18 protein-coding genes are annotated in these 19,989 nt (G+C 36.1%); 4 read left to right on the top strand and 14 right to left on the bottom strand.

Translation table 11 applies throughout. From position 1 onward, the window contains the following. Nucleotides 1-2: 2 nt before the first annotated feature. The 12 genes from SJY38_RS07765 to galU all read right to left on the bottom strand — a co-directional run bounded on the left by SJY38_RS07765 (nucleotide 3) and on the right by galU (nucleotide 11,861). Entirely contained in the window at nucleotides 3-521 is a 519-nt protein-coding gene (locus SJY38_RS07765) for a polysaccharide biosynthesis/export family protein (protein ID WP_377109544.1), read from the bottom strand. Beyond that, on the bottom strand, nucleotides 521-1,735 hold the full coding sequence (locus tag SJY38_RS07770; protein ID WP_377109545.1) for an outer membrane beta-barrel protein: 1,215 nt from the start codon (nucleotides 1,733-1,735) through the stop codon (nucleotides 521-523). The genes SJY38_RS07765 and SJY38_RS07770 overlap by 1 nt, the downstream gene beginning before the upstream one ends. Beyond that, entirely contained in the window at nucleotides 1,719-3,122 is a 1,404-nt protein-coding gene (locus tag SJY38_RS07775; protein WP_377109546.1) for an undecaprenyl-phosphate glucose phosphotransferase, read from the bottom strand. Before SJY38_RS07775 ends, SJY38_RS07770 begins: the two co-directional genes overlap by 17 nt. A 147-nt stretch (nucleotides 3,123-3,269) precedes the next feature. Continuing rightward, nucleotides 3,270-4,307, bottom strand: a complete 1,038-nt coding sequence (locus SJY38_RS07780) for an acyltransferase (protein ID WP_377109547.1) — start codon at nucleotides 4,305-4,307, stop codon at nucleotides 3,270-3,272. 1 nt (nucleotide 4,308) lies between these two features. Next, nucleotides 4,309-5,079, bottom strand: a complete 771-nt coding sequence (locus SJY38_RS07785) for a WecB/TagA/CpsF family glycosyltransferase (protein ID WP_377109548.1) — start codon at nucleotides 5,077-5,079, stop codon at nucleotides 4,309-4,311. After that, nucleotides 5,076-5,606: an acyltransferase gene (locus tag SJY38_RS07790; RefSeq protein ID WP_377109549.1), complete on the bottom strand. Its 531-nt coding sequence runs from the start codon at nucleotides 5,604-5,606 to the stop codon at nucleotides 5,076-5,078. Before SJY38_RS07790 ends, SJY38_RS07785 begins: the two co-directional genes overlap by 4 nt. Then, on the bottom strand, nucleotides 5,596-6,567 hold the full coding sequence (locus SJY38_RS07795; protein ID WP_377109550.1) for a glycosyltransferase: 972 nt from the start codon (nucleotides 6,565-6,567) through the stop codon (nucleotides 5,596-5,598). Before SJY38_RS07795 ends, SJY38_RS07790 begins: the two co-directional genes overlap by 11 nt. A gap of 7 nt (nucleotides 6,568-6,574) precedes the next feature. Further along, nucleotides 6,575-7,813 carry an O-antigen polymerase gene (locus SJY38_RS07800; protein ID WP_377109551.1) on the bottom strand — a complete coding sequence of 413 codons (1,239 nt, stop codon included), beginning with the start codon at nucleotides 7,811-7,813 and terminating at the stop codon, nucleotides 6,575-6,577. 10 nt (nucleotides 7,814-7,823) lie between these two features. Further along, nucleotides 7,824-8,720 (bottom strand): glycosyltransferase family 2 protein, encoded by an 897-nt coding sequence (locus SJY38_RS07805; RefSeq protein ID WP_377109552.1) that lies wholly within the window; start codon nucleotides 8,718-8,720, stop codon nucleotides 7,824-7,826. Further along, nucleotides 8,686-9,579: a glycosyl transferase gene (locus tag SJY38_RS07810; RefSeq protein WP_377109554.1), complete on the bottom strand. Its 894-nt coding sequence runs from the start codon at nucleotides 9,577-9,579 to the stop codon at nucleotides 8,686-8,688. Before SJY38_RS07810 ends, SJY38_RS07805 begins: the two co-directional genes overlap by 35 nt. 14 nt (nucleotides 9,580-9,593) lie before the next feature. Then, complete coding sequence (locus tag SJY38_RS07815; protein WP_377109555.1) at nucleotides 9,594-10,916, bottom strand: lipopolysaccharide biosynthesis protein; 1,323 nt, start codon at nucleotides 10,914-10,916, stop codon at nucleotides 9,594-9,596. Between the two features lie 51 nt (nucleotides 10,917-10,967). Then, nucleotides 10,968-11,861, bottom strand: coding sequence for a UTP--glucose-1-phosphate uridylyltransferase GalU (gene galU / locus SJY38_RS07820; protein ID WP_377109556.1), 894 nt, complete (start codon nucleotides 11,859-11,861; stop codon nucleotides 10,968-10,970). Nucleotides 11,862-12,159: 298 nt separating this feature from the next. Here galU and SJY38_RS07825 point away from each other — a divergent pair, with 298 nt between their 5' ends. The 4 genes from SJY38_RS07825 to SJY38_RS07840 all read left to right on the top strand — a co-directional run bounded on the left by SJY38_RS07825 (nucleotide 12,160) and on the right by SJY38_RS07840 (nucleotide 16,778). Continuing rightward, nucleotides 12,160-12,816: a transglutaminase-like cysteine peptidase gene (locus tag SJY38_RS07825; protein WP_377109557.1), complete on the top strand. Its 657-nt coding sequence runs from the start codon at nucleotides 12,160-12,162 to the stop codon at nucleotides 12,814-12,816. Between the two features lie 25 nt (nucleotides 12,817-12,841). After that, nucleotides 12,842-14,842, top strand: a complete 2,001-nt coding sequence (locus tag SJY38_RS07830) for an EAL domain-containing protein (protein ID WP_377109558.1) — start codon at nucleotides 12,842-12,844, stop codon at nucleotides 14,840-14,842. 22 nt (nucleotides 14,843-14,864) lie between these two features. After that, complete coding sequence (locus SJY38_RS07835) at nucleotides 14,865-15,374, top strand: hypothetical protein (protein ID WP_377109560.1); 510 nt, start codon at nucleotides 14,865-14,867, stop codon at nucleotides 15,372-15,374. A 96-nt stretch (nucleotides 15,375-15,470) separates the two neighbouring features. Then, nucleotides 15,471-16,778, top strand: coding sequence for an O-antigen ligase family protein (locus tag SJY38_RS07840; RefSeq protein ID WP_377109561.1), 1,308 nt, complete (start codon nucleotides 15,471-15,473; stop codon nucleotides 16,776-16,778). A 281-nt stretch (nucleotides 16,779-17,059) separates the two neighbouring features. Here SJY38_RS07840 and SJY38_RS07845 read toward each other — a convergent pair whose 3' ends face one another. Together SJY38_RS07845 and SJY38_RS07850 are read right to left on the bottom strand one after the other, a co-directional pair. Then, nucleotides 17,060-18,919 (bottom strand): alkaline phosphatase D family protein, encoded by a 1,860-nt coding sequence (locus tag SJY38_RS07845; protein ID WP_377109562.1) that lies wholly within the window; start codon nucleotides 18,917-18,919, stop codon nucleotides 17,060-17,062. Nucleotides 18,920-18,922: 3 nt separating this feature from the next. After that, a complete protein-coding gene (locus SJY38_RS07850; protein WP_029773701.1) occupies nucleotides 18,923-19,702 on the bottom strand; it encodes a TatD family hydrolase in 780 nt (259 codons plus the stop codon). Nucleotides 19,703-19,989 lie beyond the last annotated feature (287 nt).

Consider the following 19,989-nt stretch of genomic DNA (forward strand, 5'->3'; position numbering starts at 1 on the left):
GCTTAAAACAAGCGTTGTTCAATTTTTATAGTATCGCCCGCTGCAATTTGACTATTTAAACTACCTTTTTGTTGCTGCTGCTTTGTCTGCTCTTTAAAAATATAAATTTTATCGGTAGATGCTCGCTCGGTTAACCCGCCAGCAAGGGCTATTGCTTGGTTAACGGTCATGGCTGGTTGGTACGGGTAAGCGCCTGGGTTTTCAACCTCCCCATGTATGTAAAAAGGGCGGTATTCCACAACTTGTACATACACATTGGGGTTTACTAGGTAATCGGGCTTTAAGCCCTCGGTAATAACTTGCTCAACCTCTGAGGTGTTTAAACCTGCAAGTTTAACTTTACCTAAAAATGGGTAATTAACTTCACCACTGTTACCTAATAGAGCGGTAACCTCTAAATCGGGTTGACCAAACACTTTAATTTCAACCTTGTCACCTGCGCCTAATACATAATTTTGCGCAGATTGAGCAAAACAAATGCTGCTAAATACAAGCAGCATCAAGTTAAAAAAACTCTTCATTAATTAGCCTTTAACACAAAAGTAAAGTTAATACCAACAAGTACACGCTCAAACTCTATAGGATTTTGTGTAGAGTTTTTATCCATAAAATCTACATAGGTAGAAACCATGCCAAAATTGCTAGCTACATAATTTAAACCTAAACGTAAGTTTTTAGTTTTATCTTTACGGCCAACGTCGCCAGTATATTGCTCGTCAATATAATTAACGCTTGCAAGCGAGCTTAAATACTCGCTCCAACTATGTGTCCAATTTACACCGTAAACACTTTCTTTAATGTAATCGCCTTGTACTAATGGGTCTTTTGCTGCGCGACTAGTCATAAACTGCACGGTAGAGTAAGTAAGTGGCTGCCAATTAATGGCGGCCTCCCAACTTAAGCCACTAAAATTTTCGCGCTCAGATGAGTCAAAATCTTTATTCTGGTAACCCACTTTAAACGAGCCAGAAGTAACAGCAGTTGCCTCCCACTCCATACCAGCACGTACTTTTATATCGTCGCTGTCACGCGAGATACCACTACTGGCTAAAACATCATAACGGTAGTTTTCTTGCTTCACTTCTAAAAAGGTGCGTGTTACGGCTTGGGTATTGTAATAACCGGTAACACCTAATAGCGACTTATCGTAGTCACGGTACTGCGATACCTCTCTAAAATTTTGATACTTTTTACTAAAAAAACCGGCACTTAACGCCACCTGCGCTTTTGAGCTTTGCGCACCGTACTCATAACGTGCTAAAACATTTTGTTGTTGGTACTTTACAAGTTCATTAACAACATCACCTAAGCCTTCGGTTAAACCACTACCACGAGGTTCATATAGCCAATCGGCATCGCCGTTAATATCTAACCTATGTTGGCTGGTAAATTCTTTATGAACACCCGCACCTATATTTACTTGGGTAAAGTTGTCGTCAGTATCTTTATTGTGTAACGAGCTGCTAGTGCCTAAGTCTAAGTTATAGCTATCTGGGCCATCCTCAATTACCGCTTTAACATTTGGGGTTATGGTCCAAATTAAGCGCGACTCTTCATCGTTCGGGGTGCTAAAAAAGTTATTGTTACTACTGAAACCGGTTTCAAGAGTGGGCGTGATCTCTGCTCCATCTTTAGTCATAACGCTACCCGGTTTTAAATTAGCAGCAGCAGGCGCAGCTATCATAGCGCTCAAAAAAGCGCTAAGTGGTACAAGTTTTTTAGTATGCATTTGCATTTTTAAATCCCTTAAAAATTGTCATAAAAATAATTTTAACATCAAACCACAGCGACCAATGTTTAATATAATGTAAGTCAAATTCAACACGTTTTGCCATTTTGTCTAAGGTGTCGGTTTCGCCGCGCCAGCCATTAATTTGTGCCCAACCAGTAATACCTGGTTTAGCTTTATGGCGTAACATATAAAACTCTACTTTTTTGCGGTATTCCTCATTATGTGCAACAGCGTGCGGCCTTGGCCCTACTATCGACATATCGCCTTTTAAAACATTTATAAACTGTGGTAATTCATCAAGGCTGGTGCGGCGTAAAAAGCCACCAAGGGGAGTAATACGCGCATCATTCTTTTTGGCTTGTGTAACTACATTGCTATTTTCGGTAACGCTCATTGAGCGAAACTTCCATACCTTAATCTTGCGCCCATCAAGGCCATACCTGTCTTGTTTAAAAATAACAGGCCCTTTAGAGGTAAATTTAACAGCAAATGCAATGGCCATTAAAATAGGCGAGATCAACAGTAAAATGATACTAGCAACTATTACATCCTCGGTACGTTTAATAAATTCACGCGCACCAATAAAGGGGGATTCAAAAACGCTTAGTGTATCAAGCTCACCAACGTGCTCTATTCGTGCGTGTATTAGGTTAGATACTAAAAAGTCAGGAATAATATGTACATCAACCGTGGTGTCACCTAACTGCAGTAATATATCCGCTATACGTTTATCTGCTTTCATAGGTAGGGCAATATATAAAACACTTATACGACCATTTCGCGCAGCATCTACTGCATCCTGAATTTTGCCTGCAACATCATGCTTGGTTGAATTTTCAAACAAACGCTCTGGCTGTCGGTCGTCATAAAAACCTAAAAAGTTGAAGCCTAGCTCATCATTTTTAGTAATTTCATTATACAAATGTACGGCCGACTCTGTTGCACCAACAATGGCTACATTACGTAAGTTCATACCAAGCTTGCGCTTGTTGCGCTTAAACATATGTGCACCTAATCGCCAGCCATACATGAAAGCAAAACTCAATAAAAACCATAAACCCAAACCAATACGCGAAAGCTCTTCTGTAAACTTAAAAACAAACGACACACAAAATAAAACTGCAAAGGCTACAAACAAAGATCCCCAAGCACATAAAACCATCGTTCTAAATTTACCAGCACGCCAAGACCGATAAGCCGAAAATATTTCAGCACAATACAAATAACTTAACGCAACGGTTAAGGCAGCTACCATGTATGTGGGTGAGAGTTCAAAACTATAAAAAACTGCAGAGCATTGAAAGGCTAAAAATAATGCAAAAATATCGAATAGCCGATAAAAATTCGCATCTGACGAGCCTGTTGGCTTAAACGTCCTTGAAGATGTCATACTATCATATCCCTAATAGGTATCCTAAAGTTGGATTTAGTCCATAAAGCTAACACTAATAATACAACAGCAAATAAAAGTATTCAATAAACTTTCTAAGGCGAATATAGTGTTATATTGTATATAATTGCTTATTACGAGACTGAATTAGTACCCAATAATATAACGGCTATGTTTAGGGATTAAATACCTTAATATCAATGCAAAAACCACACAGAAAAAAAGCACCAATAGGGTTATTAAAACTAGAAATAGGAAAGAATCAGACCCTGAAAAGGAAACTTGAGACTTATAAACTATTGAAATTATTATAGGGTGTATAAAAAAGATAGCAAAACTAGTTGATGCTAACAAATTAAGAGTTCTCACTTCTACGTTTTCATATTTTTTTAGCCAAATAAGAAAAAAGAAACACATTACTATTTTTTGAAAAAACATTATATCAATACCTGCATAAGTCAGCATTGACTTATGGTAACTACCTGTATAGCCAAGTGACGCCTGAATAACTGCCAAACTAATAGTAATAGCGAGTAAATAGAATTCTTTACCTTGTAACTTTTTATAAATATAATCCTTATGTATTGATACGGTTATTCCTATTAGATATATTGGAGTGAAGTATATCAAATTCTGGAAAGGTAATAAATTTCCGGTGGGGCGATGTATAAGTATAGAAACAAAAGACAAGATAACAATAATTAAAATCTGCAAAGACAGATTTAATTTAGCGTACTTAACGTGAGCTGGTGACATCAAAAATACTAATATAATAAATGGAATATACCAATAAGCAGTTAAAAACCGTCCTGTAAGATAATATTTTGATACCGGAAAAATAAAACTGGTGAGAACACCTTCACCATCAGCTAAAAAATAGTCTCCATAATAATTCGCTCCTGTCCAGACAAGGTAAAAAACAGGAAGAATACCTAATATAAAGTATGGGATAAAAATTTTTTTTATTTTTTTTATAATAAAAAAATCAAATTTATAAGTTTTTATGAACACATGGTGAAATAAGAAACCAGATATAAAAACAAATAGAGCTGTTCCACCTGTAATTAGATTTATCATAGTCCTATTAAGAAAGCTTTCATGATTTATACCTAAAACAGGATAAAAGTGGCCAGCAACAATTATAGTAATCGCTATAGCCCTAAAGTAATTCAGCGAGTTCAGCAAACTATTCTTCCTTGTTTAGTTTATTACATACGAATTGTTTATTCTTCAACGATGGGAGTTTAAATCTCATAACATTATAAAAAAAGATTGGAATACCTATTACATAGCGACGAAACAATCTCCTCGGTTCAACAACTAATCTATAAAACCACTCTATTCCCATTTTTCTAAAAATCAAAGGAGCTCGCTTAAATCGCTCTGCTTTGAAATCTATTATCGCCCCCCCGCAAATAATTAAAACTCGAGAGGAAGCGACCGCTTTAATCTTTTTAGCTAGATGTTCTTGCTTCGGCATTCCCATGGCTAAAATGACAATATTTAATAATTCATGATTTTCATGTTCAATATAATGTTCTATGTATTTATCTGTAGATTCGAACCCATTTAATACTAATAGCTTCTCGCCCCTTATTAACTTAGCAGCACCTGACTCTAACCAGGGAGATGAAGTGCCATAGACTATATTACTACACGGTATTTTCCTTGTTTCTATCCTAGAAATTAGTAAAGGAATAAAATCAGTACCATTCAGGTTTAACCCAGGATCTAATTTACAATATTTACAAGCTAGCTCTATACCTTTACCATCTCTAAGCATATAATCTAAATCAGAAAAACTATCTTTATTAAGGCTATCACTTAGGATCAAATTATAAGCGTGTTGGTTAATAAACCCCAGAGATGTCGGAACTTTCACTTCTATTAATGAGTCTATGAATTCATCTATTTCATTTTTTGAAAGCAAATGAAGGTTACTAATACCTGAAATCATATTTCACCTATAGGTAATCTAGACTTAATTTTTTTTGCTGGGACCCCACCCATGATAGAAAAAGGCTCAACATTTTTTGTAACTACAGAACCTGCACCAATTATAGAGCCTTTTCCTATAGTTATGCCGTGAAGAATTACTACGTTACGTCCAATCCAAACATCATCCTCAATAATAGGGTTACTATCTTTAATTAATTTTTGTTTTATCATTGGAATCTTTGTATCAGCGTACATATGACTATTGTTTAAAATTGACACATCTGGCGCTATCATTACAAAGTTCCCGATTTTTGCACCTTGAATAAAAACTCTTTCATTTATATGGCAGTGCCTACCAATTGATATACTCTTTCCATTAGAGATATACACGCCATTTTCAAAAATAGTCTCTGGATGAGGTTCTAAGACTTTTAAAATTTTTGATAAATACCATACCCTGAACCTGTTAAAAACAGGTAAAAACTTGGTGTTAGGTAAGTGATAAATAAATGAATAGTAAAAAGTTAATGCCAACTTATTTTTCATTATTAACGGCCTTCTCGTAGATTAATTTCAACCTTTTTACAATTTGTCTGTTGTCTAAACCGAGCATCTTTAATTTTTTTCTTCTTTCACCTGAGTGTTTCTTTGCTGCAATAATTACCTTGTTAAGTTTATCGGCAATTAGTTTAGGACATTCACCTTTCTCGAATATATCTGCCCCACTAACTCCTTCTAGCAAGACTGAAACATCCCCAACATTAGTGCTTAAAATAGCCATATCACAACTCATTGCTTCTTTTATAGCCTGAGGTGATCCTTCACTAATTGAAGTCATAAGCATCACACTTGACTCTATTAATATTTTCTTTACCTCATCACGTTTATAGCCATCAAGTACAATTATACTGAGCGGTTCATATTTATCTTCATAACACTGGATTATTTCTTCAAACAATGGATAGTTTTTGACTTTGCGATCCTTTCGTCCAGGAAAAACCACTGTATTAATGCGCTCTGAATTATCTTCTTTACAAAAAAAACTGGCATCGACTCCACAAGGGCATATTACATAATCTTTTCTATAATTTTTTACTACACGGTTCATTTCCTCATTCAAAGTTAGTACCGCACCTACTTTAGGTAAAATCATTTTTGTGAGCATTACTTGTATTTTTTTTCCTTGTGCAGAAAGTATATCTCCGCCATGCAAAGTGAGAACTACATTATTCCACTTTCTTTTAAATGGATTAAACAATACAAACATTGCGCTTAAACCATAATGAGCATGTATTATATCGTATCTATTAAACAATAAATGGATATAAAGTTTTAAAGTTCCGAATAAGTAATGTAGTTTTGATTTATAACCATCAATTATAAATAGATCACACTCTATATCTTTCTCGCCATTTAATGCATCTACTTGTTCTTTTACAAATATACCAGCATATTTGAAATCCTTATTCCTACCCGGGTACATATTTGAAACGACTAATACCTTCATATAACACCTATTTAAATTGAATTTTTTTCATCATAGACATGTAAACAAAATAGAAAAGTACAAATGATAATTGCTTAGTAAAAAACATATTTTGATATACCAAAGAAAATAGCATTACCAGCAACATAGCCACCGTAAACAAATTGTCAAAGGTGATTTTTTTTATACTTATCTTCACTAAAAATAAAAGAAGACAGCAACAGAAAATGATGCTACCCAGAACGCCATAATCCAAAAGCATCTGAAACAATTGGATACGAGTTCCTTGATTTAATAAGGTGTACTCAAAATCTTTTGCAACTATACCTAACGTTTCGCCATTCCCTCCCACATATTCGGAACCAAGTCCATAACCAAAATAAAAGTCAAATAGACTTGAGTTATCTAAATAGGTATAAGCAACAAACAACCTATAGAATCGAGGTATATCGTTGTGTAAATCGGTATATTCAAATAAGTAAGTCTCTAAATAGTCATAGTTAAATATCTCCGAAAATGCATATCCATATAAGTTCAAGTAGATCTCATTAAGTAAATTAAAAAAAATACTTCCTATTATTAATAAAATAAAGAAATGCTTTATTTTAATTTTTTTAGAAATTAAGAGTAATGTCAGCAGTATCGCTGGAAATAATATAAAGGTTATCTTAGTTTCATTCAAAAATACCGGAATAAATAACAACCATAGCCACTTCACCTTGTTTAAACCATAATAAGTTGCATACGTAGCTACAAATACAATCACAAGAAAACTGTACAGACTTGTGCTTTTTGGGCCAAATAAACCAGTAATATCATCTTGGTGTGTGACAGTAAAAAATTGGAAAACAGCAACAGGAATCGATGCAAATAAAAAAAACAATATGTGTCTTTTTATAAATTCAGTATTATCATCTCGAAGAGAGATTAAGATGAAAAATAAAAATAAGTTTTTAATATTTTTCAAGGAAAGTAATATAACTGTCAAATCTTCGCCATTAAAAACACTTAATATGCATGAAAATAAGATATAAACAGGCAATGTTAAGACCAAAAGGTCTATTTTATTTTGGCCAGATTTAATACTGTAAATACAAAATGGTAAAATCGAGAAGAAAATAAGATCGTCCAACAAGTTCAAACCTGGTAAGGGTATTAAACCTGCTAAAAATGGCGTATACATACAAGATAGAAAGTATATTTTAAATAAACCATCTAGTGTAACTTTAAAACTTGTCTCTTCAGTCTTGAAAGAAATAGCCTGCATTGTCATCTTCTCAAAGTTTAAAAATAACTTTTAGTTTATAAAAAATTAGTGTTATATAATAATTGCTAATTATTATACTGTTTTTTCTATCGAGGTAATTACGGTAACGATCTATAAAACGAGAAAATTTATGATATTCTTCTTTAGAAACTAGGGCATATGCTTTAACAATTTCACATAAATACTCTGAAATTTCTTTATTAGTCATAAATGGTGAATGTTTATTATAAAAAGTCTCAAAAGCTTCACCACATAAAGACCTTTTAGCCCCTATTTCCCAATAAACATATACCGTTAATTTAGGTTTATACGACCAACCTATTTTTTTTTGAACTTCTATAAAAAAATCATAATCTTGGCTTCTGTTTAATTTTTCATCCCATTTACAACTATTAAAAATATCTTTTGAAAGAAAAAATGATGATGTTTGCGCAACAGCTTTATTGTCATTAAATAAGAAGTGATACGCTGTCTCATCTTTTATTGCTCTTGAATATTTTTCTACTTGTCTTTCACCATTATCCAATACAAAGCCACTATAAACAGCCTTAGCACCTTTCTTACATGCATTTAAGCATGTATCTAGATGGTCTTCGGCCCACCAATCATCAGCATCCAGATAAGCAATATATTTACCACAGCTTTTATAAGCACCGTAATTACGAGCTACATTAGCGTTCTCACATTTATCTAAATAATGATGTTTGATCATATTAGAATGAAGAGATTTTATTAAATCTTTTACTACTTCTCTATCAAAGGAGTTATTTTCAATTAATAAGATCTCAAAATCACAGCTAACATTTTGATTTAGTATACTTTTAAGACACTTTTCTAGACCCATAACTCTATCAGTACATGGAACAATCACACTAATCAAAACTATCTCCCATAAATCTAATTTCATACTCCTTTAAAACATTCTTTATTTGCTTATCGTTACCGCCATTGTCGACATTTTCAACACATAGCGCTATGTCTTGCCCATCCGGAATCACTAAAAAACGCTCCCAGAAAGCTCTTGTGTCATGAACTTTTTTGCTTTTGAACCCATTTCTATGACTCATAATTTTAAACCATACATCATCTGCATCTGGGGCTAATTTCATAAATGCACTTACATTTAGGCATTCATTATCAAAGCAACCTTTGGGATAAAACACTCCACCAACACCAACAGGGAAAATTTTTTCTGAAGGCTCAGAGCTTTGAAAGTCGTGCTCCCAATCAAGATAGCTCATTATCTCTGAATTATTGGATTTAATTTTATGTACTCTATGAGCTATAACTAGATTTGGGTAATCTTTTGATTCTTTAACTAAAAGTTCAAGCATATCGGACGGATAAAGTATATCATCATCAACAGTTACTATATTTGTGCTTGTGTTATCTAATAATGTCGGTATAAGTTTCTTATATGAACGATAGTTTTTACAGTATTTTATCTCTAAGCCCCTTTTAGATTGTAACTTTAAAACCTCAGGGATATTATTCGGGTTAAACTCATCCTCATCTAACCACAATATTAATTTATTTGCTTTAATAGTTTGCTCCCCTAACGATTCAATCATCAAGTGAACTGAGTGTATCCTTTTGCTGTACGTAGTAAAGCTAACTAAAAAATCACTCTTATCTGAAACTAAAGATTGTTTGGAGTTTAGCGATTTTTCCGTATATCTACCAATTTTATATTGAGTGTTAATTGTTCTTTCTAACTCATTTATAATAGTAAAAACTTTTCTTATTTTTTTTATAAGACTAAACATAATATTCCTATTAATTAGTTTGCAACAACATAAATTGAGAATAAAACAGTCCCAATTATTGATATATACATACTTTTAATTATACTTAAATACCCTCCTGGAAATAGCTTCCTCCCCATCAGATAGTAACATTGGAAAAAATTAATTGAGAAGCTAACAACTAAGCACCAACTTAGAGACTCCAATGAATTAAGAAATATACCAGTGAAAATAGCAGATACGTTCACTAAAGAGGAGAAAAGCCCACACTTAAATAGAAGATCAGTCCTTCCCGCAGCTTGATAAAAACCACCACTTGAACTTAGTACTACTTGTATTGGTATAGTGATTGAGAGTATTTCAAGTAGAGGTACAACCCCATCCCACTGGTCACCTAGTAAAAATAAGACAATATAATCAGATAATAGAAATATAGAAACTCCTCCAACAACCCCCAATAGTGAGATATATTTGACAAATTTATTGTGCAATCTTTCAAATTCAATTTTATTACTTTTAATCTCTGTCAAAACGGGTTGAATTGCTGGTGTCATTGCAAACGTTAGCAGCATGAGGGGATATCGCATCAGTTGATATGCTTTATCATAAATCCCTAGACTAACAGCACCGAAATATTTACCAACTAAAACATTATCGAGATTTCTTGAAAAGAAGTTTAAAAAATTGAACCCTGCCTGATAAAAAGAAAAGCCTAACAATGGGTTTATATTACTAAAAGCAAACCCTAATCTAGCAGACCCAGTTTCAGTTTTTCTAGATTCAAACCAAAGAATTGAGAATTTAAATAGAGAAGAAACTAAATATTTTAGTGTTAGTGACCATATCGGTTCTAAAAACTTCAAAAAAACAAAAACAGAGCCTAAAGAGATAATCTCAGCTAAAGATTCCGATCTTGCTATTACAATAAACTTTCTTTCTTTTTGTAATGATGCTAGAGGTACTATCAATGCAGAATTGAATATTACACTGATGCCTATAGGTATACTGATAAAAGTGTATATGGGATTTTCGTAGTATATTGATATGTAAGGTGATAAAAATATAAATATCGAGCAAATACCCGTCCCCAATAGCAACGTTATTGTAAATACGCTATCACGCATATCTCGGCTAATTTTTTTTTCATTTATCAGAGCTGGCCCTAACCCCATTTCACTAAATAGAGTAAAGAAAATAGCAAAAACTTGAATAACAGCAACTAACCCAAAAATTTCAGGAGTAAAAACCCTGGCAAGGACCATCATGGATAAAAGCTGAACTCCATAAACAGTGTATCTTCCTGCTAAGCTGTTCAAAAGTGCATTACTTAATTTACGCCCCGTAGAATTTTCCGTCATCAGTCAAAACATCTATTCGAAAAGCTGTAATTTGCTTTTTTATATTTCATTTCAATCATTAACTAGCTCTTTTACTTTCTTGTTAAACTCTTCGCCTATATGAGTAGACTGCATTGCGTATTCTACATTTGCGAGCATATAACCTAGTTTAGAGCCACAATCGTGAGATTTACCTTTTAGGTGATAAGCTTCGAGTGTTTCTAGGTGGCGGAGTTGTAATAATGCATCGGTAAGCTGTATCTCGCCGCCCGCACCTGGAGGTGTGTATTCGAGCAAATCCCAGATAGTGGGCGATACAACATAACGACCAGTTATGGCTAAATTGCTCGGTGCTTCATTGTTATTTGGTTTTTCGACCATGTTTTTAATGGTCGCGTTTTCGCCCGCGCTAATTTTTTTACCCGCTAAATCGGCTACACCGTATTGATGTACTAATTCTTGTGGTACGGGCTCCACCATTACTTGGTTGTGGCCTGTTTTATCAAAGCGCTCGATCATTTGGCTTAGGTTGTCGGCTTTTGGATTTGACTTGTATTTATCGATTATTACGTCGGGGAGCATTACGGTAAACGGATTATTACCTACTATAGGGCGCGCAGCAAGTACCGCGTGACCTAAGCCAAGTGGTGCTGATTGGCGAACAGAAATAACAGTAACATCTTTTGGTACTATAGAGCGTACTTCCTCTAAGAGACTACGCTTAACGCGTGCTTCTAGGGTGGCTTCTAGCTCAAAGCTGGTATCAAAATGGTTTTCTATTGAATTTTTAGAGGCGTGAGTAACGAGTACTATTTCTTTAATACCCGCGGCTACGGCTTCGTTAACTACATATTGAATAAGCGGTTTGTCTACTAAAGGTAGCATTTCTTTAGGAATGGCTTTTGTGGCTGGCAACATGCGCGTACCAAGGCCAGCAACAGGTAACACTGCTTTTAAAACTTTCACTTTAAGTCCTTTTTGTTTATTTTGTAAAACACGCAAAAAAGAACAAGCAAAAGCCTAAGTCCATTTAGCGTACCTCACCTACCGTGTGAGGTCATTATTATACACACCACAACAATGTACTCAATAATAAAAGCGTCCTTTAATATTGTTTTTTTGTTAAATTTATGTTGCACCAAGTTAGCCTGCAGCGCACTATTTTAGTGCCCCTCATTCTTTTATATGATCTACCTTTTTAATGCTAACAATACTATACTAGGCTTGTTTTATTATTAGGGAATACTTACTTAAAGGAACGTGTGTGCGTTTAGGGCTTTGTATAGTATTAGTGGTTTCGTTTTTTGTATGCGCGCAAGACATGCTTATGTATTTACGCAACAGCGATATAATTGCCCGTGCGCAAAAACAATATGGTAGCGAAGGCCATGCACGTATAAAAAACTGGTTAAATTTTATAGATGAGTCTGCTGATAAAAGTGAATGGCAAAAAATCCATTTAGTTAATGATTTTTTTAATAAACATATTAAGTATAAAACCGACGAAGACCTATGGCATCAAAAAGACTATTGGGCGACCCCGCTCGAAAGTTTGGGTATTGGCATGGGCGATTGTGAAGACTACGTAATTGCCAAGTATTTTACTTTAATGGCATTGGGTGTTCCTGAGGATAAAATACGATTAATGTATGTGAGACAAAAAACAGTTAATCAACCTCATATGGTGCTTATATACATTGAGAACCCAAATCAAATTCCTTATGTTTTAGGTAACTTTAATACTAAACTACTGCCCGCCAACAAACGCCGCGATTTAACCCCTATTTATAGTTTTAATGGCCAAGGTTTGTGGTTAGCAAAATCGAAAGGCCTGGGTAATAAAGTAAAAAACAGCCGTGGTGTATCAGCTTGGAACACCATGTTAGAGCGAATTGAACAAGGTGAGCTTGCTCCCATATAGAATAACGTTAAAGGAACTATTAGTTATGTTGTCTTTTTTTAAAAATGGCTTGAGCTTAAAAACGCAAGTTTATGGATTAATTATAGTCATTTCATTAATTTCATTTTGTGTTCGGGTTCTTACCGATGTAGATACCACTCGCCAGTATTTACAAACGCAAATGGGCAGCCATGCCCAAGACACCGCTACAAGTTTAGGGCTTTCTATTTCACCCTACCTTGAAGACGACAGCATAATGATTGCTCAAACAATGGCAACGGCCATTTTTGACTCAGGTTATTATAAACAAATAAAATTTACTAATGCCCAGAACGAAGTGGTTTTTGAACTTGTAAACCCTAAGCGTGTTGAATCGGTACCTAATTGGTTTATAAGTGCAGTTAAACTAAACGCGCCAACTAGGCAATCTGAGCTAAACAATGGTTGGATCATGGCGGGTACGCTTGAAGTAACAAGCCATGTTGGGCAATCGTATCTAACCCTTTGGGAACACACTAAACGCAGCTTTTATGGGTCGTTTTTGTTATTAATAGCGTCACTGGCTGTTGCATTTTTAATACTACGTGCGGTTTTTAAACCACTAAAAGCTGTAGAAAGCCAAGCCCACCTAGTTACACGTAAGCGCTTTACACTCAATGATGAAATACCTGTTGCGCGCGAGCTGCGCACTGTAACTAAAGCCATTAACAATATGGTTATGAACCTGCAAAGTACGTTTGACTCGCTTACTAGGCAAACACAAGCCCTTACCGAAGAAGTATATATAGACCCTTTAACTGGTTTAGGTAACCGAAAGTCGTTTGATAACCATTTTAACTCGGTAGTTGATTCTATAAGTGACGAGACGCCTATTACCGCAATGATGATTACCCTGCCCTCGCTTGCAAATATTAATAAAACGGTAAGTTATCAAGACGGTGATGAACACGTAAACGAAGTGGCAAACATACTCAAAACCAGGTTTGGCGAGCTTACTAATGCAAAAGTGTTTAGGTTAAATGGCAGTACTTTTATTGCCCTTGCGCCCTACGATAGTGATTTTTTAAATAGAACTCGCCTTGAAATTACCGATGCATTTAGCCAGCAAAAAAATAGTTTGCATGTTAATGGCTTTGCTAACTTTGCGTTGGTAAGTGTACAAAAAGGAATGCCCGTAGGGCGCGTATTATCAGCGTTAGATACGGGCTGCACAATTGGTGATACAAACACTAAGGTAGACAAAGACACTTTATTTAGTGTTAATCAGTGGCGCTCGCTTATTCAGTCTATTTTGGCCTCTGGCGAAGTGAGTTTTTCAGTCCAACCAGTGAAGCGTGCTAACTCACAAAATAAACAATGTTATTTTGAGGTGTTTGCTCATTTTATTTTTGAAGGAGAAAAAGTTAATAATGGGCATTTATTTGCTATGGCTGAAAAACTTAACTTAACCGAAGAGCTTGATAAAAAAATAATACGTAATTTTGTAAATGTAAAAGAGCAACACCCAAACGATGTATTTGCACTTAACTTGAGTAAGGCGTCTTTGTATTCAACTGATTTTATTGAATGGCTAACGCTTTACTCACATACCAAACCTGTTATAAAAACTAACTTGTTATTTGAACTACACGAGATTAGCTTGCTTTATAATGTTCATATTGCCTCGCAACATATAGACATAATAAAAGACATAGGCATTAATGTGTGTATTGAACATTTTGGTACTAGCCTTACCTCCTTTAGGTATTTACAAGGGCTAGATATTGAGTATGTAAAAATAGACGGTAGCTACATACAAGACTTATTAGATAACAGCCAAAGCCAATTTTTTATTCAAACAGTTAATAATATTTGCCATGGCTTTGGTATAAAAGTTTTAGCCTGTTTAATAGAAAAACCTGAAACATTAAAGGTACTTGAAAGCTTGGGCTGCGATGGTGTACAAGGCAATTTAATTATGCCGCCTTCTAAAGTCATAAAAACTAGTAATAATGGCGCAAATAAAGAGTTTACTTTTTGCACCGATACGCTAAAATTTTGTAATTAGATATTCAACCAAGGGATCAGAGATGAAATCACTTATTTTAGCTAGCTTATTTGCTAGCGCATCAGCACTTACAGTTTTACCTGCTTATGCACAAACGGACACAGATGCGGTAGTTCAAACTGAAGGCATGGCTAGTTTAGTTAACGTTTTAAATAATGCCACTGCGGAAACAGCGCCTGAACAATTAAAAGCCGACTTAGTTACTGCTATAAATGGTGTATGTAACGACTGTACCCCCGCACAAGTTGACTCTATGATGACGGTAGTTGTAGATGCAATTGGTGCAGATAGCCCTTTTATTTCTGATTTTTTAGCGGCCTTAGTTACTGCAGGCGTTGATAGCGATGCTGTAACGCTTGCTGCAATAACAGCTGGAGTTGATGCAACTATTGCGTCAGAAGCAACAGCAGCTGGTCCTACAGAGCCTACCGCACCAGCTGGCCCTGTAATTGTAACCTTGCCTACAACAACCGTTCCTCAAGGCGCTGGCGGTACCGGTGGTGACGCTGGTATTTCTGAAGTTGGCAACTAAATAATAATTAGTTTTATAATAAAAACGCAGCCTAATGGCTGCGTTTTTACTTTAAACACTATTGTTTAACTATTAGCTCGTTTTTTTGAGAAAGCTGTGAATCGTTTTATATTTTTTTTGCTGTGTGCAATTGTTTTTTTGCTGCCCCTTCCTTTAGGTAGCTACCGACCCTGGGCCATTATGGCAATGGGTATTTTAATTTGTATAACCTTTGTTTTTCACTTGGTTAATAGCGCTGTAAATAACCAAACGTTGTACCCTCCTCGCTATTCTTTACCCATTATTTCTGCTTTATTATTAGTATGCGCTATGTGTACTTTGCAATTTTTTACTGTGAGTTTAGACCCCTTTCAAACAAAACAAATGCTGTTAAAAACGAGCTTTATGGTTTGCTTTTGTTGGCTTATATTTATTTATTGCAATAATAGTGAGCGTATAAAAAAGCTTATTTATACCATTATTGCAGCGGGTGTTTTCCAAGCTTTGTATGCAACTTACCTAAATCTTTCGCCTGACATGCTTAGCCCTATTTTTGGATATAGGCACACGCAACGCGCCATAGGTACGTTTACTTACTCTAACTTTTTAGCTAACTATTTAGCGCTATGCTTATGTTTGGGTATTGGTGTATTAGTGAGTGAATTAAAGCGAGGTAATCATGCAAGTGACCTTACATTTAAACAAACTTTGCGCGCCTGGACAGAAATACTATTAAGCTCAAAAATAATTTTGCGTATATCGTTAATTATTATAATTATTGCGCTAATTTTAACGCGCAGTCGAATGGGTAATTCAGCCTTTTTTATAGCACTGATGGCTGTTAGCTTGTTGGCTTTGTTTGTTTACAATAAAAAACCTAAAGCGTTTAAGTTACTTATTATTAGTTTTTTTATAATTGATTTGATCATTATTGGTGCAATATTTGATGTAGAAAAAGTAAAGCAACGTATAAGCGAAACCAGTATTCAATCTGAAACACGTGATGAAGTAGTTCGTGATTCAATCCCGTTAATACTCGACAAGCCTTTATTGGGTTCAGGTGGCGGTACGTTTTATACAGCTTTCCCTGCGTATCAATCTGAGCCGTACTCTGGCTATTACGATAATGCTCATAACGACTATATTCAATTTGCTGTAGAGCTAGGCATTCCCGTAACATCAGCTTTAGGGGCGCTTATTTTATATTGCTTATGGTTATGTATTCAAACCATGCGAAAACGCAAAACAGCGTTATTTCAGGGCGTGGCTTTTGGCTGTGCTATCGCTATTGTAGATATGCTGTTGCATTCGTCGGTAGATTATTCGCTCCAAGCAGGCGCTAATTCAATGTTGTTTATGGCTATATTATGTTTGGCGATTTTAAGTAATAAAATAGTTGTTAAGCGAGGGCGTGATTTTAAATAGCTATTTTTAAAAATATTTGCACAAAGAGGTTTAGAGACGCTGCGCTTTAGAGTAGTGATAAATAAGATGCATGGGTTGGTTGTGACTTCTCATTTACTCCTCATTCACTTCTCTTTTTGCAATTTTTATATTGTTTAAATCACAAAGCGGCTTAGAGTCGCTCCACTTTAGAGTAGTGATAAATAAGATGTCTGGATTGGTTGTGTCTTCTCATTTACTCCTCATTCGCTTCTCTTTGTGCAATTAAGGTTTTTAATTCACTCAACAAATTTTTCGCAGCTTTACTGCTCTTCTAAATCAAACTCGGTGGTGTGGCCGTCGCCGTGGATTAGTTGATAACGCGCTAAATCTCCTTGGTCAAGCGTAATTAAACTAATGGCGGAGTCGCTTACTAGGTACTTTTGGCCTTCACCTTTGGTTTGGTGTTTATCTACTTCCATGTGCCAGCGTTTGGTGAAAAAGTTAAGCGGGCTTTTGGGGCCGTATAATATTGAGTCGAGCTTATCGAGTACATTAATTAGCTTACGCGGAAATTCGTTTTTAATTCCGCTGGCGGTGAGCTGCCATATTCTATTTGGGTGATCGCCAAAACGCTTTTGCACCGAAAAACAAAAAGAATAATGCACATCACCCGATAGAATAAGCGTTTCGTTAGGTGTGTCTGTACGCCTAAAGGTATCAAGCAGTTTTTTGGCCGAGCCTTCGTGTGCCATCCAGTTTTCTACATCAACCATAAGCGGCTGCCCGCACATATTAAACGCCGCCTGTATTGCTTCTATTGATTTAACGCCAAACACAGGCGCTGGCGATACAATAATTACTTTGCTGTGGCTCAGCAGGCTTTCTTCAAGCTCTGTTAAGCGCTCCCAATCAAGTAAGCCTGAGGGTTCATTAAAGTTACTTTCGTTACGCCAGCGGTGCGTGCGGGTATCAAGCACAACTACTTTAGGCGTGGTGGTAAGCTCATAATGCCAATAGTTAAATTCGTTCAGAGGCTTATCAAAGGCTTTAAACTGCCAAATATTATTGGCGCTACGGCTTTGTTTAAAATCATCTATAAGCGCGCCGGTTTTATGTAGCGCATCATTGCCCAGCCCTTGAAATAGCCAATAACTTATTAGCCCATTATTAATGATGCGTTTACTACTTGGGTTTTGATTTATAGCTTGCTCCCACCCTGCTGTTAGGTTCCAATCATCGGTAACATCGTGATCGTCAAACATCATCAAGGTAGATACATTAGCAAATAAACGCTCTACGCTATTTAAGCCTTTTGCGTAGTCAATTAACGCCTTTTTTTCGGCGTTAAAAATGGTGTTATTTTTTTCATTGCCTTGTGTGTAATGGCTATTTTTAATATCAACGCATTGCCACGCGGCGGCACTAAAGTTAAGTAAATACAGCGCTATAAATTCTTCAAAGTGAATTAAGTGATTATGCGCTTTTACGCTAGAAAAATGAGGCTCGTCTTTTTTTAGCCAGTACCCAACGCCCAATTTTGAACGTTTTTGCCATGGCGTTTTTGGTAAGTAATGATGGCGGTTAAAAAGCTGCTCATTTATATCTGCTGGTAAATTGAGCTCAAGCGGTTGCTCTTTATAAAGTCCTAATGCATCTATTAGTTGATGAATAGCCAGTAGCATAGGGCCGGCTACATCATCGGCATAAACTTGGTCTCCGCTAAGCAGTAAAAGCTGTGCGCCCTGCAGTTTATTACTGCGCTGGGTATTTTGCCATTCACTTGCTGATACTAAGCTGTCTTTTGCGGGGTGATGTGCGTTGCGACACGAGCCATGTAAAATATGCGTAAGCTTATTGGCAATTGCAAACGAAGGCGCCGTTTGCCCTTCAAAGCACCAAGGAGTTAAGTCAATTTTTTGCTCGTTAATATGCAATGTATACGCTAATAATGTGTCGAGCGGAAACTGGCTATCAACAGGTTTTATAATTATAAAATGCAGGTAAAGGTGTTTACCTAATGCAATGCTTTGCTGCTCGCTGTAGCTTTGTTGGTTTTCAAGTGTGATTTGGCAATTGCCAGGGCGTGAAGTAGCAAACTGTATACATATAGCACTTTGCTCAGCTCGGCGCACCATAGGCCCCATTAATAAAAGTGGGAGTTGCGCCGATTGAGTAGTCATGTGTTAGCCTTTCGCTGCTAATTTAAAAAGTGAATAAAAGTTATCAGTCGTTGCTTTTGCAAGCTCGTTAAAGCTTATGCCTTTAAGCTCACTAATATAGTAGGCAACATCTTCTACATACGCAGGCTGATTTGTTTTTCCACGGTACGGCACAGGTGCTAAATAAGGCGAGTCTGTTTCGATGAGTAATCTATCGAGTGGGATTTGTTTTACAACTTCTTTAAGCTCTACGGCATTTTTAAAGGTAACAATGCCTGAAATAGAGATATAAAACCCCATATCAATCGCTTTTTTGGCCATATCCCAATCTTCGGTAAAACAATGCAGTACGCCACCGCAGTTTTCTGCTTTGTGCTCACGCATTAAGTTAATGGTATCGGCTCTGGCATCACGGGTATGAATAATCAGTGGCTTTTGTAGTTCGTTTGCTACTTCAATATGGCCAACAAAACTGGCTTGTTGTACTGCGTGCGTGTCTTTTGAATAATAGTAATCTAGGCCTGTTTCGCCAATCGCGACTACTTTTTCATGCGATGCTAAATCAATGAGTTGCTGTTTATTAAGGGCATCTTTTTGATCAAGCGGATGCACGCCACACGATGCCGATACATCGTCGTAATGTTTAATTTTTTCAAGCATACTTGGGAATTGATCAAGCGTTACACTTACACATAAAAAGTGCTCTACTTGCTTTGCGCGGGCGTTATCGAGCACTTGATCTAGGTTTAAATCTAATTTGTCAAAATCAAGACGATCTAAATGGCAATGAGAATCTACAATCACTATACGGCCTGTATGGTTTTGGGTGTTAAATTATACTAACCTGCAAAAATACTTAGTTGTACCAATTTGCAATAATACCTAAGCATTTTGCGGAGCTAAACGTGTCGCTACCTGCGCTAAAAAACTCTCATTTACGACTGCATGAATGCAGAGCAATTGCCGAGCACAACTAAATAGCGAATTTTTTACCTAGCTATCAACACGTTTTTCAGCCTTAAAGTAAATCACTTAAGTAAGCGAATGGGTATTAAACGAGTTGGAATAAGCAAGTTAGTATTGCAGGTTAA

This window comes from Pseudoalteromonas sp. R86517 (assembly GCF_042466295.1).
Taxonomy (GTDB): Bacteria; Pseudomonadota; Gammaproteobacteria; order Enterobacterales; family Alteromonadaceae; genus Pseudoalteromonas; species Pseudoalteromonas atlantica.

Coding starts and splice junctions, on each gene's coding strand:
- SJY38_RS07765 (WP_377109544.1), bottom strand. CDS start 521: ATGAAGAGTTTTTTTAACTTGATGCTGCTTGTATTTAGCAGCATTTGT.
- SJY38_RS07770 (WP_377109545.1), bottom strand. CDS start 1,735: ATGCAAATGCATACTAAAAAACTTGTACCACTTAGCGCTTTTTTGAGC.
- SJY38_RS07775 (WP_377109546.1), bottom strand. CDS start 3,122: ATGACATCTTCAAGGACGTTTAAGCCAACAGGCTCGTCAGATGCGAAT.
- SJY38_RS07785 (WP_377109548.1), bottom strand. CDS start 5,079: ATGATTTCAGGTATTAGTAACCTTCATTTGCTTTCAAAAAATGAAATA.
- SJY38_RS07790 (WP_377109549.1), bottom strand. CDS start 5,606: ATGAAAAATAAGTTGGCATTAACTTTTTACTATTCATTTATTTATCAC.
- SJY38_RS07795 (WP_377109550.1), bottom strand. CDS start 6,567: ATGAAGGTATTAGTCGTTTCAAATATGTACCCGGGTAGGAATAAGGAT.
- SJY38_RS07800 (WP_377109551.1), bottom strand. CDS start 7,813: ATGCAGGCTATTTCTTTCAAGACTGAAGAGACAAGTTTTAAAGTTACA.
- SJY38_RS07805 (WP_377109552.1), bottom strand. CDS start 8,720: ATGAAATTAGATTTATGGGAGATAGTTTTGATTAGTGTGATTGTTCCA.
- SJY38_RS07810 (WP_377109554.1), bottom strand. CDS start 9,579: ATGTTTAGTCTTATAAAAAAAATAAGAAAAGTTTTTACTATTATAAAT.
- SJY38_RS07815 (WP_377109555.1), bottom strand. CDS start 10,916: ATGACGGAAAATTCTACGGGGCGTAAATTAAGTAATGCACTTTTGAAC.
- SJY38_RS07830 (WP_377109558.1), top strand. CDS start 12,842: ATGTTGTCTTTTTTTAAAAATGGCTTGAGCTTAAAAACGCAAGTTTAT.
- SJY38_RS07835 (WP_377109560.1), top strand. CDS start 14,865: ATGAAATCACTTATTTTAGCTAGCTTATTTGCTAGCGCATCAGCACTT.
- SJY38_RS07845 (WP_377109562.1), bottom strand. CDS start 18,919: ATGACTACTCAATCGGCGCAACTCCCACTTTTATTAATGGGGCCTATG.